Origin of the sequence: Sphingomonas sp. TF3, from assembly GCF_003985085.1 — a bacterium.
Lineage (GTDB): Bacteria > Pseudomonadota > Alphaproteobacteria > Sphingomonadales > Sphingomonadaceae > Sphingomonas.
The window spans coordinates 225,591-243,468 of sequence record NZ_RWKS01000001.1; the positions used below are offsets into that span (position 1 = coordinate 225,591).

The 17,878-nt window shown below is 65.5% G+C and carries 10 protein-coding genes; 8 read left to right on the forward strand and 2 right to left on the reverse strand.

Features of this window, described 5'->3' with window-relative positions:
* The first annotated feature begins 72 nt into the window (after positions 1-72).
* Positions 73-2,334: a glycoside hydrolase family 3 C-terminal domain-containing protein gene (locus EJC47_RS01000; protein ID WP_126845123.1), complete on the forward strand. Its 2,262-nt coding sequence runs from the start codon at positions 73-75 to the stop codon at positions 2,332-2,334.
* Here the strand turns inward: EJC47_RS01000 and EJC47_RS01005 are convergent.
* On the reverse strand, positions 2,315-3,832 hold the full coding sequence (locus EJC47_RS01005; RefSeq protein ID WP_126845124.1) for an MFS transporter: 1,518 nt from the start codon (positions 3,830-3,832) through the stop codon (positions 2,315-2,317). The two genes, EJC47_RS01000 and EJC47_RS01005, sit on opposite strands and share 20 nt — an antisense overlap.
* Before the next feature lie 151 nt (positions 3,833-3,983).
* Between EJC47_RS01005 and EJC47_RS01010 the strand changes: the two genes are divergently transcribed.
* Complete coding sequence (locus EJC47_RS01010; protein WP_260591426.1) at positions 3,984-4,652, forward strand: DUF6445 family protein; 669 nt, start codon at positions 3,984-3,986, stop codon at positions 4,650-4,652.
* 3 nt (positions 4,653-4,655) lie between these two features.
* Here EJC47_RS01010 and EJC47_RS01015 read toward each other — a convergent pair whose 3' ends face one another.
* Positions 4,656-5,678 (reverse strand): LacI family DNA-binding transcriptional regulator, encoded by a 1,023-nt coding sequence (locus EJC47_RS01015; protein WP_185867522.1) that lies wholly within the window; start codon positions 5,676-5,678, stop codon positions 4,656-4,658.
* Positions 5,679-5,877: 199 nt separating this feature from the next.
* Between EJC47_RS01015 and EJC47_RS01020 the strand changes: the two genes are divergently transcribed.
* The 6 genes from EJC47_RS01020 (at position 5,878) to EJC47_RS01045 (ending at position 17,870) form a co-directional block, all read left to right on the forward strand.
* On the forward strand, positions 5,878-8,814 hold the full coding sequence (locus EJC47_RS01020) for a TonB-dependent receptor (protein WP_185867517.1): 2,937 nt from the start codon (positions 5,878-5,880) through the stop codon (positions 8,812-8,814).
* 84 nt (positions 8,815-8,898) lie between these two features.
* Positions 8,899-10,428 (forward strand): tryptophan halogenase family protein, encoded by a 1,530-nt coding sequence (locus tag EJC47_RS01025; RefSeq protein WP_126845127.1) that lies wholly within the window; start codon positions 8,899-8,901, stop codon positions 10,426-10,428.
* Positions 10,425-12,224, forward strand: coding sequence for an alpha-amylase family glycosyl hydrolase (locus tag EJC47_RS01030; RefSeq protein WP_126845128.1), 1,800 nt, complete (start codon positions 10,425-10,427; stop codon positions 12,222-12,224). Before EJC47_RS01025 ends, EJC47_RS01030 begins: the two co-directional genes overlap by 4 nt.
* Positions 12,225-12,229: 5 nt before the next feature.
* Entirely contained in the window at positions 12,230-13,855 is a 1,626-nt protein-coding gene (locus tag EJC47_RS01035) for an alpha-glucosidase family protein (protein ID WP_126845129.1), read from the forward strand.
* Positions 13,852-15,387 (forward strand): tryptophan halogenase family protein, encoded by a 1,536-nt coding sequence (locus tag EJC47_RS01040; protein WP_126845130.1) that lies wholly within the window; start codon positions 13,852-13,854, stop codon positions 15,385-15,387. The genes EJC47_RS01035 and EJC47_RS01040 overlap by 4 nt, the downstream gene beginning before the upstream one ends.
* Positions 15,384-17,870 (forward strand): glycoside hydrolase family 31 protein, encoded by a 2,487-nt coding sequence (locus EJC47_RS01045; protein WP_126845131.1) that lies wholly within the window; start codon positions 15,384-15,386, stop codon positions 17,868-17,870. The genes EJC47_RS01040 and EJC47_RS01045 overlap by 4 nt, the downstream gene beginning before the upstream one ends.
* Positions 17,871-17,878 lie beyond the last annotated feature (8 nt).

Below are 17,878 nucleotides of genomic sequence, written 5' to 3' on the forward strand. Positions count from 1 at the left end.
GTAACGCAACCGGCACGCCTTGGCGTTTCTGCAGGAGCGCGGTACGACCTGCGGGAAGAGAGGAATTCCGATATGACGTTTCGCGTTGCGGCCATGCCGTTGCTGCTGGTCGCTGCGGCGGCCTCCGCCCAGGTCGCAGCCCCGCCCCCGCCGTCGCAGACCCCTCCCGACGCGGGTATGCCGCTGTTGCCCGCATGGACGAAGCCTGCGTTGCGCGGTGCCTGGAACGATATCCGCCTGTCCCCCGATGCGCGCGCCACGGCGCTGGTCGCGGCCATGACGCGGGACGAAAAGCAGACCTTGGTCTTCGGCTATTTCGGCACGGACTTTCCACGGCTGCAATACCATGCACCCGCCGATGCGCATAGCGGCTCGGCCGGTTATGTGCCGGCGATCGCACGGCTCGGCATCCCGGCGCAGCATCAGACCGATGCCGGGGTCGGCGTTGCCACTCAGGGCGGTGCCCCGGTCAAGCGCGAGCGTACCGCCTTGCCCTCCAACCTGGCCACCGCCGCAAGCTGGGATATCGCGATTGCGCGTGCGGGCGGCGCCATGATCGGCGATGAAGCGCGGCGCTCGGGTTTCAATGTCATGCTGGCGGGCGGCGTCGATTTGCTGCGCGAGCCCCGCAACGGCCGCAATTTCGAATATGGCGGCGAGGACCCGCTGCTGGCCGGAACGATGGTCGGCGAACAGGTGATCGGGATCCAGTCGAACCATATCGTCTCGACGATCAAGCATTACGCGATCAACGACCAGGAGACCGATCGCAGTGCCGGCAATTCGGTGCTCGATCACAGCGCGGCGCGGGTGTCGGATCTGCTCGCGTTCCAATTGGCGATCGAACGCGCCGATCCGGGCTCGATCATGTGCTCGTACAATCGCGTCGACAGCATCCATGCCTGCGAAAACGGCTGGCTGCTGACCGACGTGCTGCGCAGCGATTGGGGTTTCAAGGGCTATGTGATGAGCGACTGGGGGGCAACACACAGCACCGTTGCCGCCGCCAATGCCGGACTCGACCAGGATTCGGGGTTTCCGTTCGACAAGGAACCCTATTTTGGAGGGCCGCTGCGTGAAGCGCTTGAGCGCGGCGCGGTGAGCCCGGCGCGGCTCGACCTGATGGCGCACCGCATCCTGCGCGCGCTGTTCGCGCAAGGCGTGTTCGAGCGTCCAGTGAGCGAGCAGCCGATCGACTATGCAGCCCATGCCGCCGTGACGCGTGCCGGTGCGGAAGCCGGGGCGGTGTTGCTGAAGAACGAGCACTCGTTGCTGCCGCTTGCGGCCACGGCAAAGCGGATCGCGGTGATCGGCGGCCATGCCGACAAGGGCGTGCTCGCCGGGGGCGGATCGTCGCTGGTCTATCCGGTCGGTGGAAACGCCGTACCCGGCCTGCAACCGACGGGGTGGCCAGGGCCGATCCTGTATTACCCCTCCGCGCCGCTCGACGAGATCAAGCGGCAGGCCCCGGGTGCCACGGTCCGTTACGCCGATGGCAGCGACCCGGCCGCCGCTGCGGCGCTGGCCCGGGACAGCGATGTGGTGATCGTGTTCGCCACGCAATGGGCGGGCGAATCGTTCGACGTGGCGATGGCGCTTGACGGCAATCAGGACGCGCTGATCGGCGCGGTCGGGGCAGCGAACCCCAACACCGTGGTGGTGCTCGAGACCGGCGGGCCGGTGGCGATGCCGTGGATCGATCAGGTCGGGGCGGTGCTCGAAGCCTGGTATCCGGGTACGGCGGGGGGGAAGGCCATCGCCAACCTGCTGTTCGGCAAGGCCGATCCCTCGGGCCGCCTACCCGTGACCTTTGCGCGCAGCGTGGATCAACTCCCCGATCCCGCCCAACCGCATAGCGGCGACGTGGTGTATAAAGAGGGCGCGACGGTCGGGTATAAGTGGTTCGACGCCAAGGGCATCGCGCCCTTATTCCCGTTCGGCCACGGCCTGTCCTACACGCGCTTCGTCAGCGACAGCCTCCGCGCGACGGCAGCGGGGGGCGTGCTCACCGCGACCTTCTCGGTACGCAACGCCGGTGCGCGGGCCGGGGCAAGCGTTCCGCAGCTCTACTTCGCCCCGGTCGCGGGCGGGTGGGAAGCCCCGAAGCGTCTTGCCGCTTTCACCAAGGTCGCGCTGGCACCCGGTGCGCGCAAGGCGGTGACGCTGACGGTGGATCCGCGTTTGCTCGCGACCTGGGACGAAGCCCACCATCGCTGGCACATTGCCGGGGGCACCTACAAGGTCATGCTGGCGGACTCGGCGCGCGACATCCGGCAGACGGTCACGGTGACCCTGCCCGAGCGGACACTGCCCGCTACGTGGCGCGCCCGCTGAGCGGGCCTCCCGTTTCGGGCACGCGCAGCATCGCAAGCGCCGCCAGCGCCATCACCGCCGCCGCAAAGGCCATGGTCCAGATCGGCTCGGTCGGAAAGAACGCCTTGAGCACCGACCCCATCACGGTCGCCACCAGCAGTTGCGGCACGACGATGAACACGTTGAACAGGCCCATATAGATGCCGAGCTTGGCCTGCGGCAGGCTGGAGGCGAGGATCGCATAGGGCATGGCGAGGATTGAAGCCCAGGCGATCCCGACCCCGATTTCGCTCAAAACCAGCAAATTGGGGTCGCGGATGACGAGGAAGCTCGCATACCCCAGCGCACCGCAGAGCAGCCCGATCACATGCGTACGCACCTTGCCGATCCGCGCTGCCAGCTGCGGCAACACCAACAGCGCCACGATCGTCGCGACGCCGTTATACACCGCGAACAGCACCCCGACCCAATCGCCACCGGCATTGTACGCGGCGCTGGTCGGGTCGCTCGCGCCGAAGGCATATTGGGCGACGACCGGGGTGGTGTAGATCCACATGATGAACAGCGCCGACCAGCTGAAGAACTGCACCAGCGCCAGCCGCTTCATCACCGTCGGCATTCCCGCAAAATCGCCGACGATCAGGCTGAGCGGATTGTCGCCCTTGCCGCCGCGCGCGAGCAGGATCGCAGCGATGCTGGCGACCCCATAAGCGATCAGTAGCGCGCCCAGCAGATAGACCTCCTTCTGCAGGCTCAGCATGGGCACCGCGATGACAATCGCCGCGCCCGCCGCGATCCAGCCGAGGCTACTGCCCAAACCCCGCGCCGCGAGCGCGCGGACCGGGTGCGTCGCGGTCTCGCCAAGCCTTGGCTCCCCAAAGGCCGCCATCTGTTCGGGGTTATATTCGCGCGTGGTGCCTATGGTCCACAGCACCGCCAGCAGCAGAGCCAAGCCGCCGAACCAGAAACTGTAGCGGACGGTCGCAGGAACGCCGCCCAGAGCAGCGCCCGATACGCCAAGGTGCGTCAGCACGAACGGGAAAAGCGAACCGACCACCGCGCCTGCGCCAATGAAGGCGGTCTGCAGCGCATAGCCCGCCGTATGCTGGTCCTCGCGCAGCATATCGCCGACAAAGGCGCGAAACGGCTCCATCGACACGTTGATCGACGCATCGAGCACCCACAGCGTCAACGCGGCGAACCACAGGATCCTGGCCTCGGGCATGACGAACAACGCCAGCGCCGCCAGGACCGCACCCGCGAAGAAATATGGCCGCCGCCGACCGAAACGCGTCCAGGTGCGGTCGCTGTAATGGCCGATGATCGGCTGCACCAGCAGCCCGGTCAGTGGGGCCGCGATCCACAGATAGGACAGATCATCCAACGATCCGCCAAGCGTCTGGAAAATCCGGCTCATATTCGCGTTTTGCAGCGCAAAGCCGATCTGGATGCCGAAGAAGCCGAAGCTGATATTCCACAACCCGCCGAAGCGCTGCACCGGTTTCTCGTTCAAGCCCACCTCCCCTGCCGCAGTTCCGGTCGACCGGCCGCAGTCTGTCCTCGACTGACTGCCGACAAGCACGGTAGCGCACAAGGGTGCATACGAATACGCAGGCCACCGTACCCCTTGCGACGAACGCCCCCGACCGGGCATGGCGATAGCGATGTCGATGACCGTGACTCTTCACCAGCAAGGCGATGAACAGCGGCCGCTGCTCGTCCTAGACTCGTTCTGGCACGATCCCGACGGGCTGCGCGAAGATGCGGCGGCGCTGCGGCTGACCCCGATCGGGCCGCATTATCCCGGTGTGCGTGCGCCCGTGCCGCCCCGGCTCGCCGAGGCGATGCGGGTGAAGGTGGCCCCACTGCTCGCCACGCATTTCGGGCTCGAGCGCGCACCGGCAGTGTCGGAGGCCTATTATTCACTCGTCACCACGCCGCCGGGCGCGCTGGCACCGATCCAGCGTTTGCCGCATTTCGACGGCGTCGAGCCGCGCCGGATCGCGCTGTTGCTGTTCCTGGGGCACACGGCGCAGGGCGGCACCGCCTTCTACCGTCAACGCGCGACCGGCTATGAAAGCGTCGACGCCGAACGGCTCGAACGCTACTCCGCCGAACTCGAGAGGGGCGTAAGAACGCACGGGCTGCCCGCGCCGTCCTATATCGCCGGGGACACGCCGCTGTTCGAGCAAATCGCGGTACAGCCGGGGGCGTTCAACCGCGCGCTCGTCTATGCGGGCAACACGCTGCATTGCGCGTGGCTGCCGCCGGAGGTGCCGCTCACCCCGGACCCGTTGGTCGGGCGGCTGACGCTCAACCTGTTCCTGTTCGACGATTGAGGCTCAGGCACCACTGCTGGCGCGCGCGATCAACCGGGTCGGAAGCGGCGGCGGTGTGAGCGCCGTACCGCGCAACTGGCCGAGCAAGGTGCTGACGAGCAACGCACCCGCCTGCCGTGTGTCCTGCGCCACCGTCGACAGCGGCGGCGTGGTCAGCGAGGCCGAGGGAATATCGTCGAACCCGACCACCGCGACATCGCCCGGGATGCTCCGTCCCTCCGCCGCCAGCGCCCGCATCGCGCCGATCGCGATGCTGTCGCTCGCCGCGAAAATTGCGTCATACACCGCACCGCGCGCCTTGAGCGTGGCAACCGCCTCGACACCAGCCTCCTCGCTGGTGATCGCATCGACGCGAAGTGCGGGATCGGCGACCAGCCCCGCTTGCGCCAGCGCGTCCCCATAGCCGCGGTGCCGCTCCTCAAGCTCGGGATAACGGCTGTCGGCCGAACCGAGGAACGCGATCCGCCGCCGCCCCTGCGCGATCAGATGCGCCGTCGCTTGCGCACCGCCCCCGCGATTGTCCGAACCGACGGTGATCCCTGCCGGGCCGGTGCCGACCGCGCCCCAGCGCACGACATGCGTGCCCTGTTCGGCCAGATGATCGAGCCGCGCCCGATACGCCTCGTAATCGCCATAGCCGAGCAGGATGATGCCGTCGGCCTTGTGGCTGTCCTGATAGTCGACATGCCAGTCGCCCGAAAGCTGTTGGAACGAGATCAGCAGGTCGTACCCCGCTCTGGCACTGGCCCGGGTGATCGATCCGAGCATCGACAGAAAGAATGGATTGATCGTCGCGTCCTCGTCCGCCGTCTCTTCGAAGAACAGCAACGCAAGCGTGTTCGACGCCTGGCTGCGCAGGCTCGATGCGTGTTTATCGACCGCATAATGCAAACTGTGGGCAATCGCTTCGATCCGCGCACGCGTCTGCGCGTTGACCGATTTCACTCCGCGCAACGCACGCGACACCGTCGGCTGCGAGACACCGGCAAGTTGTGCGATATCGAACGAAGTCGGCCGCTTGGCCATCCCAGTCATACCAGTGTATTGTTTAAATAATACAGCAGAACCCCCGACCCGCCTCCCCTGTGAATACGTATGCCCGCCACTTTTGCAATGACCCCGTCCGAAATATAGCCTGCTCCTAGCCAATCGACGCGGATGACGACGTCGAGGAAACTGAATTTCGTGAGGATGTGCGGGTTCGTCCCGCTTGAGGGGAAACCAAATGACCAAGTTCATGCCGGGCCGCGCCGATCGCGCGGTTGCGCCGACGCGCCACCTGTCCTTGTCCGCGCGGCTTGCGGAATGCGCCAGCACGACCGCGCTCGCCGCCGCATTGGTGATGCCGGGCGTCGCCTTCGCGCAGGCCACCACGCCCAACGCCAACCCGACCGCCAAGGCACAGGTCGAGGCGACCACCAGCCAGGCCGATCCGACGCCGCAACCCGCCGCCCCGGCGGTGCCTTCGCCTGCGGATGCCCCCGCTGCGGTCGATGACTCCATCGTCGTCACCGGCATCCGCGCCGGCCTTGAATCCTCGGCCAGGATCAAGCGCCAGTCGGTATTGATCGTCGACTCGGTCTCCGCCGAAGACGTCGGCAAGCTGCCCGACGTGTCGATCGCGGACTCGCTCGCACGCTTGCCCGGCGTGACCGCGCAGCGGCTTGAAGGCCGCGACCAGCGCCTGTCGATCCGCGGCCTCGGCCCCGATTTCTCGACCACGCTGCTCAACGGCCGCGAACAGGTTACCGTCGGCGACAATCGCGGCGTGGAATATGACCAGTATCCGTCGGAATTCTTCAAGACCGTCAACGTCTACAAATCCGCCGACGCCTCGCTCGTCGCCGCCGGCATTTCGGGCACGGTCGACCTGCGCATGCTGCGCCCGCTCGATCAGGGCAAGCGCGTCATTGCGGTCAGCGCGCGCGGGGAAATGAACGGGATCAACAAGCTCAACCCCGATGGCACGCGCTACGGCTATCGCGCCTCGGCGACCTATGTCGACAAATTCGCCAACGACACGCTTGGCATCGCGCTGGGTGCCTCCGCCACGCTGACCCCGTCGCAGGACGAGCGCTACAACGCCTGGGGCTATGCCGGCAGCGGCACGGCGGCCAGCCCGTTCGTGCTCGGCGGTGCCAAGCCCTATGTCCAGTCGAACGAGCTCAAGCGCTATGGCGGCGTGGCGACGATCGAATGGCGGCCATCGAACGTGTTCCATTCGACCTTTGACGCGCTCTATTCGCATTTCGAGGAAACGCAGCATCTGCGCGGCATCGAATTCCCGCTCGGCTTTTCCAGCCCCACGCAAAGCGGCGTGACGGTGAACGATGGTTTCGCAACCAGCACGACCTTCTCGGGCGTGCATGCGATCCAACGCAACGACTATAACCAGCGCAAGGCGGAGAATTTCTCGTTCGGCTGGAACAACGACCTGAAGCTGACCGAGAAGATCCACCTCAATGTCGACGCGAGCTGGAGCCATGCCACGCGTACCGACTTCCTGCTCGAGACCTATACCGGCGTCGGCTATGGCGGCACTGGCCCCAACGACACCGTCAAGGTGACGCAGCAGGCGAACGGCATCTACAAGATCGTGCCGACGCTCGATTATACCGACACCAGCGTGTTCAAGCTGACCGATCCGCAAGGCTGGGGCTATAACGGCACGCAGGCCGTGGTGCAGTCCGGCTTCCTCAACCGCCCAAGCTTCAAGGACGACCTGAAGTCGCTGCGCGCCAGCCTGAATGGCGAGTTCGACAACAGCATCGTCAAAAGCTGGGAGGCCGGTGCCAATTACAGCCGCCGCGAGAAAACCAGCGCCTACCAGTCCTACTTCCTCTGCCCCAAGGGCGCGGGCACGAATTGCACCGTGGCCAGCGGCACGCCGACCTCGGCCCCGATTCCGAGCCAGGCGATCCTCGGCAAGATCCCGCTCGACTATCTCGGTGTGCCGGCGGTGCTCGCCCTCGATCCACTGTATCTCTACAATAACAGCTTCAACACCTTCTACGACAACCGACCGTCGTCGCTGGTGCGCGACAATGTCGTCACCGAAAACGTCTATACCGGCTATGCCAAGATCACCATCGACGGCGACGTGGGGGGCAAGGCGCTCAAGGGCTCGATCGGAACGCAAGTCGTGCATAGCGAGCAGCGCTCCGACGGCCAGATCGCCAGTGTCGTCAACGGCGTGGTGACGATCGCCCCGGCCTCGCAGAAGGTGAGCTACACCAACGTGCTGCCCTCGGCGACGATGGCGGTGGAGCTGATCCCGCTTGGGTACGTCAAGCTTGGTGCATCGCAGACGATGGTGCGCCCGCGCCTCGATCAGGAGCGCGTCACGCAGGATGTCGCCATCAACGTCGCCAACATCCAGACCAACAATACCAATGCCGGGCTCAATCCGGTGTTCACCTCGTCCGGCGGCAACGTCGCGCTGAAGCCCTATCAGTCGACCAATATCGACGTGTCGCTGGAAAAATATTTCCACGGCGGCGGCTATGTCGCGCTGTCGGGCTATTTCAAGCATCTCACCGACTTCGTCGATCCCAACAACAGCTATGCCTATGACTTCTCATCGCTGCTCGGCGCGTTGACCCCGGCCCAGCAAGCGATCGTCACCGCCAACAAGCTGACCATCGGCAATGTCAGCGCCCCCGCCAACACCGGGCGTGGCACGGTGCTGGGGCTGGAGGCGACGGTGTCGGTGCCGTTCAAGTCGCTGACCAAGGTGCTTGATGGTTTCGGGGTGTTTGTCTCGGGCAATTACACCGAATCCGAGATCAAGTTCGCGAGCAACCCGACCCAGCCGATTACGTTGCCCGGCCTGTCCAAATGGACCGGCAGCGGCACCGTCTATTACGAGAAGAACGGCTTCCAGGCGCGCGTGAACTATCGCTACCGCTCGTCTTTCCTGGCCGAAGTGGCCGGCCTTTCGGCCAACCCGACCTATCGCACCGCGCGATCGGAAGGCATCCTCGACGCGCAGATCGGTTATGAATTCCAGGAGGGCTTCCTCAAGGGCTTCGCGATCCTCGCCCAGGCGAAGAACCTCACCGACCGGCCGTTCGTGACCTATCAGAATGACGACCCGCGCCAGGTGATCGATTACCAGCGCTACGGACGGGACTATTATCTGGGCGTCACGTACAAGTTCTGAACGACGATGCCATCGGCGAGCGGTGGGGGCTCCTCACCGCTCGCCCTTCCGGTACCTGAAATTGAGTAAGCGGGGACGCGGACCATGGCCAATCCTGCGGAGCCGAATGGCTCCAGACCGATCCGGATCGTCATTGCCGGCGGCGGCACCGCCGGTTGGATGACGGCGGCCACGTTCGCGCGCTTTCTGGAGGTCGGCTTCGAAATCGACCTGATCGAATCCGAGGAGATCGGCACGGTCGGCGTGGGCGAGGCGACGATCCCGCAAATCCGCTTGTTCAACGACGCGCTCGGGCTGGACGAGGACGCGTTTCTGCGCGCGACACAGGGGACGTACAAACTCGGCATCGAATTTGTCGATTGGGGTGCACCCGGCCAGCGCTACATGCACGCCTTTGGCGACATCGGCCGCGATGTCGGCCTGCTGCCGTTCCATCACTATTGGCTGCGCGCGCGAAAACTGGGGCTGGCGGGTGATCTCGCGGCCTATTCGCTGAACAACCAGGCGGCGCTGGCTGAGCGGATGCAGCGCGGTCCGGCGCGTACCGCGCGCGTGCTGCCGGACATGCCTTATGCCTTTCACTTCGACGCGGGTCTCTATGCGCGCCATTTGCGCCGCTACAGCGAGACGCGCGGCATCAACCGCATCGAGGGCAAGATCGTCCGCGTCACGCAGAATGATATAGGCGACGTGTCGGGGCTAGTGCTCGAAGACGGCAGCGTGGTCAGCGCGGACCTGTACATCGATTGCACCGGTTTCCGCGGCCTGCTGATCGAACAGACGCTCCACACCGGCTATGACGACTGGACGCACTGGCTTCCCGCCGACCGCGCGCTGGCGGTTCCGTCGGCGCGCAGTGCTGCCTTTACCCCCTATACCCGGTCGACCGCCAAAACGGCCGGCTGGCAGTGGCGGATTCCGCTGCAGCATCGCACCGGTAACGGCATCGTCTATGCCTCGGCGCATCTGAGCGACGACGAGGCGACCGCGACGCTGCTCGCGGGGCTCGACGGCGAGGCGCTCGCCGACCCGCGCCCGATCCAGTTCCGCACCGGCAAGCGCCGCAAATTGTGGAACCGCAATGTCGTCGCGATCGGCCTCGCAGGGGGCTTCCTCGAACCGCTCGAATCGACCAGCATCCATTTGATCCAGTCGGCGATCGCGCGACTGATGAAGCTCCTGCCCGGCCACACCATTGCCGAGGCCGACCGCGGCGAGTTCAATCGCCAGAGCGACTTTGAATATGAGCGCATTCGCGACTTCATCATCCTGCACTACGCCGCCAATGCGCGCAGCGAGCCGTTCTGGCGGATGTGCCGCGACATGGAGCTGCCCGAAACGTTGTCGGCCAAGATCGACCTGTGGCGCGGCAACGGCCATATCACGCGCGAGCATGAGGAACTGTTCACCGAGGTCGGCTGGTTTCAGGTGTTCGTCGGGCAGGGCGTAATACCAACGGGGCACCATCCACTCGCCGACGCGATCCCGGCGACCGACCTCGCCGAATTCATGGACACGATCGCCAAACTCAATGCCCGCGAGGTCGCCCAGATGCCGAGCCATGCCGATTTCATCGCGCGCCACTGCGCCGCGCCCCAGCCGGTAACGGCATGAGCATCGCCGCCGCGCTGCTGCTGGCGCTCACTGGCCCGGCGATTGTCCCGATCGAGCAGGTGCGCGCGCGTGCGGCCGAAGACGAAATCATCTATTTCGTGCTGCCCGATCGCTTCGACAATGCCGATCCGACCAACGACACAGGCGGGCTGACTGGCGACCGGCTGGCAACCGGCTATGATCCGACGGCCAAGGGCTTCTATCATGGCGGCGATCTGAAGGGGCTGACACGGCGGCTTGACTATATCCAGGCGCTTGGCGTTACCGCGATCTGGATCGGGCCGATCTTCAAAAACAAGCCGATCCAGGGCGCGGCGGGACAGGAGAGCGCGGGCTATCACGGCTATTGGATCACCGACTTCACCACGGTCGATCCGCATTTCGGCACCGATGCCGACTTTTCCGCGTTCGTTGATGCGGCGCATGCGCGCGGGATCAAGGTCTATATGGACATCATCGCCAACCACACAGCCGACGTGATCCAGTATCGCGAATGCATCGGCAAACCCTGCGCGTATCGCAGCACGGCCGATTACCCGTATCAACGGCGCGGCGGCGTAAGCGGCACGCCGATCAATCCTGGCTTTGCCGGCGATGCCGTGCAAACGCCCGAGAATTTCGCGCGGCTGACCGACCCGGCTTATGCCTATACGCCCTTCGTCCCCGTAGCGGAGAAGACCGTCAAAGTCCCGGCGTGGCTCAACGACCCGCGTTATTATCACAATCGCGGGGACTCGACCTTTGCGGGCGAATCCGCGCGCTATGGCGATTTCGCTGGGCTCGACGACCTGATGACCGAGGACCCACGTGTCGTCGCCGGATTCATCGCCATCTACGGAAGCTGGATCGATCGCTTCGGCATTGACGGCTTCCGTGTCGACACCGCACGGCACGTCAATCCCGAATTCTGGCAGGCGTTCGTCCCGGCAATGCAAACGCGCGCGGCGGCGCGCGGCATCCCCAACTTCCCGATCTTCGGCGAAGTCTATTCGGAGACCGTCGATCCCGGTTATACCGCACAATATACCCGTCGCGACGGCTTCCCCGAAATCCTCGATTTCTCGTTCCAGGCGGCGGCGCGCGCGATGCTGTCCGGCAAGGCCGGGACCGACCTCTTCGCCAAGCTGATCGACGGCGACGTCCTCTACGAAGGCGGCGACGCCACCGCGCAACGCTTGCCGACCTTCCTTGGCAATCACGACATGGGGCGGATCGGGCATATGCTCGATCTGGCGTGGCCCAATGCGACCGAGGCCGAGCGGCTGCAGCGCCTCACGCTCGCGCATGTCCTGCTGCTGTCGGCGCGCGGCGTGCCGACAATTTATTCGGGCGACGAACAAGGCTTCACCGGCCATGGCGGCGACCAGGACGCGCGCGAGGACCTGTTCGCCAGCCACGTCGCCAGTTACAACGACAACCGCCTGATCGGCACGGCGACGACCACCGCGACCGCGCATTTCGGCACCGAAAACCCGATTTTCCAGACGATCGCCAAGCTCGCCCAAATCCGCCGCGACCATGCCCAATTGCGCCACGGCCGCACCGTGGTGCGCGCGGCGTCGGACAAGCCCGGCCTGCTCGCCTTCACCCGCGGTGCCGATGACGGGCATGAAATCTTGGTCGCGCTCAACACCTCGAACCGGCCGGTCAGCGCCAATGTCGAAATCGGTGCGCGTTCGGCGGGCTTCACCACGCTCGCGGGCGCGTGTCCCGCACGCGCCGCCGCGCCCGGTAGTATCTCGATCACCCTGCCCCCGCTCGGCTATGCCATCTGCGCCGCCCTCCCCAGCGAATGAGCCTCATGACCCCATCGATCGCCCCGCCGAAACCCGATGCCGCGCCCACGACGCCCTGGTGGAAGGGGGCCGCGATCTATCAGATCTATCCGCGCAGCTTCGCCGATTCGAATGGCGACGGTATCGGCGATTTGAATGGCATCACCGCGCATCTCGACCATGTCGCGACGCTCGGCGTCGATGCGGTGTGGCTGTCGCCCTTCTTCACCTCGCCGATGAAGGATTTCGGCTATGACGTCGCCGATTACCGCGATGTCGACCCGATCTTCGGCACGCTGGCCGATTTCGATGCGCTGATCGCGCGCGCGCATGCGCTCGGGCTGCGCGTGATTATCGACCAAGTGTATTCGCACACCTCGAACGAGCATCCGTGGTTTCAGCAAAGCCGCGCGAGCCGATCGGGCGACAAGGCCGACTGGTATGTCTGGGCCGATGCCAAGCCCGACGGCAGCCCGCCATCCAACTGGCAATCGGTGTTCGGCGGCCCGGCCTGGACGTGGGACGCGCGCCGCCAGCAATATTACATGCACAATTTCCTGAAGGAGCAGCCACAGCTCAACGGGCACAATCCGGCGGTACAACAGGCATTGCTCGATACCGCGCGCTTCTGGCTCGATCGCGGTGTGGACGGCTTCCGGCTCGATGCGATCAATTTCGCGATGCACGATCCCGCGCTGACCGATAACCCGCCCGCCCCCGCGACCAACCGCGCACGCACGCGGCCGTTCGATTTCCAGCTCAAGCTGCACAATCAGGGCCATGCCGATATCCCGCCCTTCCTCGAGCGGATCCGCGCCTTGCTCGACGAATATGGCGCAGGGTTCACCGTCGCCGAGGTTGGCGGCGAGGACAGCGATCGCGAAATGAAGCTGTTCACCGCCGGCGGCACGCGGCTGGACAGCGCGTATGGCTTCGACTTCCTCTATGCCGAGCGTCTGACTCCAGATCTCGTCGCCGACGCTGTGGCACGCTGGCCCGATGCGCCGGGTATCGGCTGGCCGAGTTGGGCGTTCGAAAATCACGACGCCCCGCGCGCGCTTTCGCGCTGGACAACGCCCGCGCACGCGTCGGCCTTTGCGCGCATGAAGATGCTGCTGCTGGCGTGCCTGCGCGGCAACATCTTCCTGTATCAGGGCGAGGAATTGGGGCTGACGCAAGTCGACATTCCGTTCGATGCGCTGCTCGATCCCGAGGCGATCGCCAATTGGCCGATGACGCTGTCGCGCGATGGCGCGCGCACGCCGATGCCGTGGATCGGGACCGCGCCCGACCTCGGTTTCGGCAGCGAGACGCCGTGGCTCCCGTTCGGGGGCGACCATAACGCGCTCGCCGCCGACCGGCAGCGCGCCGATCCGGACTCGCTGCTGCACTGGACCCGGCGGGTGCTCGCGGTGCGCAACGCCCATCCCGCGCTGCGCCAGGGCGACATCCGCATCCTGCACAGCGACGATGCCGTCCTTGCCTTCGAACGCCGCGATGCGGGCGAACGGCTGCTGTGCGTGTTCAACCTCGGCGATGTAGCGCGCGGCTGGCCATCCGGCCTTTCCCCGATGGGTGCGGTGCTGCTCAGTGCGAACGACGCCAGCGCCACTGCGCTCCCGCCCTTTTCGGGGCTGGTGCTGCGACCGTGACGCAAGCGGCGGCAGGCAAGGCGATCGTCATCCTCGGCGGCGGCACCGCCGGATGGATGGCCGCCTGTCTGATCGCGCAGCGGTGGCCGCATGCGCAGGTGACGCTGGTCGAAAGCCCCGAGATCGGCATTGTCGGAGTCGGCGAAGGCTCGACCCCGCAATTGAAACACTTCTTCGACCGGCTTGGCATTGCCGAGGCCGAATGGATGCCGGCCTGCGACGCGACCTACAAGCTCGGCATCGGCTTTCACGGCTGGTCCGACCGGGCGGGTCATGGTGCCTATTTCCATCCCTTCCCGACCGCGCTCGACAGCCACACCGCACCGCATTTTTTCTACAATACGCGCGCGCGGCGCACCGGGCGCGATGTGGCGGCGCATCCTGATCGGTTCCTGCTGCCCGCCCGGCTGGCGGCGGCGGCTTGCGCGCCGCAGCCGGACGCGAATTTCCCGTTCGAGGTGAGCTACGGCTATCATTTCGATGCCCACAAGGTTGGCGCATTCCTCGGGCACCATGCGACGACCAAGCTGGGTGTGGTTCAGCTCCAGCGCACCATCGCCACTGCCGAGCGCGACGCAAGCGGCGATATCGCGGCGCTGCTGTGCGACGATGGCGAGCGCATCCCGGGCGACGTCTTCCTCGATGCCAGCGGCTTTCGCAGCATCCTGTTCGAAAAGACGCTCGGCGTGCCGTTTCAGTCCTTTGCCGATACCCTGTTCAACGATCGCGCGGTCGTCCTGCCCACGCCGCGCGACGAAGCGGCACCCTTGCCCAGTCAGACTCGCGCCACCGCGCTCACCGCCGGGTGGGTATGGGACATTCCGCTCACCACGCGCACCGGCAATGGCTATGTCTATTCCAGCTGCCATCTTTCGCCCGATCAGGCCGAGGCGGAATTGCGCGCGCATCTCGGGGTAGGCGACGTCGGCACCGCGCGGCATCTGACGATGCGCGTTGGCCGGGTCGCCAAAAGCTGGTCGCACAATGCACTGGCGATCGGCCTGGCGCAGGGCTTTATCGAGCCGCTTGAGGCAACGGCGCTGCACATCGTGATGGCGACGGTCGAGGCGTTTCTGGACGCCGTCGATGCAAACGGCTTCACCCCCGCCGCCAGCGGGCCGTTCAACGACGCGATCGCCGCGCGCTATGATGGCGTGCGCGATTACATCGTCGCGCATTACCGGCTCAACCAGCGCGGCACCGACCCGACCGGTTATTGGGCCGAGGCGCGCGCTCTGGCGCAACTGTCGGATCCGCTCAAAGCGCTGATGTCGGCATGGTTCACCGGGGCCGATATGGCCGCGCTGGTCGAACAAATGGGAATTGGCCGCTATTACAACGCGATCAGTTGGCATTGCCTGATGGCGGGCTATGGCACATTCCCTGACGAGCACCGCCTGGCGCCCGCCGGACCCGATATCGAACGGATCGACCTGCACAAGATCGACGACTTCCTCGATCGTTGTGCGCTGAACTTCCGCCCGCACCTGACCCACCTCCCCCGGCATTTGAAATCGAGAGACACGCGATGAAACACCTATGTCTTGCAGCCTTGCTGACCACCGCCGCGCTGCCGCTGGGCGCGACCGCCGCGCACGCCACTGCGCCAGCTGCGGCGCTGAGCGCCCAACGCGATGGCGTCGAGGTAACGGCAGGCGCGCTCAAGATGCGCCTGACAGCACTTGCCGACGGCCTGGTGCGTGTGCGTATCGCGCGCGACGGTGCGTATCCCGAAGACGCCAGTTGGGCGGTGCTGCCCGAGCAGCGCAAGGCGCGCGCCAAGGTGACGCCGACCGCGGACGGCTTCACCACCGCCAGCCTGCGCGTCCGCATCGGCGCGGGCGGCGCGATCACCTTCGAAACGCTCGACGGTAAGATCATCTCGGCCGATGCCGCGCCCGTCGCGATCGACGGCAAGAGCTTTACGCTGCGCAAAACCCTGCCGATCACCGAGCATTTCTATGGCCTTGGCGACAAGACCGGAGGGCTCGACCGGCGCGGCAAGGAATTTGTCGACTGGAACACCGACGCGTTCGGTTTCACCAGCGCCGACGATCCGATCTACAAATCGATTCCATTCTTCCTCTCGACCGGCGCGCCGGGCGGTAGCTACGGCATCTTGCTCGACAACACCTATCGCACCTGGTTCGATTTCGGCCACCGCGATGCCGATACGCTGACCTTTGGTGGCCCCGACGGGCCGATCGATTATTACTTCGTCGCCGGTCCCAGCCTCGCCGATGTCACGCGGCGCTATGCCGATCTTACCGGCCATGCCCCGCTCGCCCCGAAATGGGCGCTGGGCTATCAGCAGTCGCGCTACAGCTACATGTCCGCCGACGAGATCCGCGAAATCGCGCGCCACCTGCGCGCGGATCGCGTGCCGACCGACGTGATCTGGATGGACATCGATTATCAGGATCGCAACCGGCCCTTCACCACCAACCCGAAGACCTTCCCCGATCTGCCCAAGCTCGCCGCCGACATGAAGGCGCAGGGGATCAAGCTGGTCGCGATTACCGATCTGCATGTCGCCAAGGTCGATACCGGCTATGCGCCGTATACGAGCGGCAAACGCGGCGACGAATTCGTCAAAAACCCTGACGGAACCGATTATGTCGCGCCCGTGTGGCCCGGGGCATCGGTCTTCCCCGACTTTACGCAAGCAAAATCGCGCGCGTGGTGGGGCACCCTCTACAAGGGGTTCCTTGATGACGGCATCGCCGGTTTCTGGAACGACATGAACGAACCGGCGATCTTCAACACGCCCACCAAGACGATGCCGCTCGACACCGTCCACCGCATCGCCAGCGACGATTTCGCGCCCCGCACCGGCGACCACCGCGAGATCCACAACGTCTATGGCATGCAGAATACGCGCGCGACCTATGACGGACTGCTGAAGCTGCGCCCCGACGAGCGCCCCTTCGTGATGACGCGCGCCAGCTATGCCGGGGGGCAGCGCTATGCCGTCACCTGGACCGGCGATAACAGCGCGACCTGGGATCACCTCAAACTGTCGGTGCAACAGATCATCAACCTGGGGCTTTCGGGCTTTGCCTATAGCGCCGCCGACGTCAGCGGTTTTGCGGGCGGCCCCAGCCCCGATTTGCTGACGCGCTGGTTTGAGATCGGTGCCTTCACCCCGGTCTTCCGCGACCATAGCGCGACCGGCACGCCGCGTGTCGAGCCATGGGTCGATGGCCCCGATCACCTCGCGATCCGCCGCCGCTTCGTCGAGGAGCGCTATCGGCTGATGCCCTATTTCTATGCGCTGGCGGACCAGAATAGCCGCCTTGGCGACCCGATCATGCGCCCAGTCTTCTACGATTACCCCAGCGCCGCGAGCATGGGCTGCAACCAGTCCATGGCCTTCACGCTCGGCAAGGCGCTGCTGATCGCGCCGCCGCCCAGCCCGGAATCACCGCAGACCTACGATGTCTGCCTGCCCGCCGGGGGCTGGTACGATTATTGGACCGGCCTGCGTGCGGGAACGCCCGAAGCGGCCACCAGCGGTCCGATCCAGTCGGCAACCCAAGCCGTGCCGACCGAACACGCCAAAAGCGAGCGCGTGCTCGAGACGCCGCGGCTCGATCGCTTGCCGGTGTTCGTCCGCGCCGGGACGATCCTGCCGCGCCAGCCGCTGGTCCAGAGCACCGCGCAAACTCCGTCCGGGCCGCTGATGCTCGACATCTATCCCGGCGGCGACTGCAGCGGAACGCTGTACGAAGACGATGGCACCACGCTTGGCTATCAGCGCGGCGCGTTCTTCCGTCAGACCGTGCGCTGCGCCACCACTGCGACGGGCATCACCGTGACGTTCGACAGCAAAGAAGGATCGCTTGCGCCGTGGTGGAAGCAGATTGCGGTGACCGTCCACGGCTGGCAGGGGCCGGGCCGCGTGACGCAAAACGGAGCGTCGCTCAATGCGGAAAGCGACGTGTCGGCTCAGACGCTGCGCTTCACCATCCCGACGCCGGGCAAAGCGGCGCGAGTCACGATCGAGAAGAACTGAACGCAAAA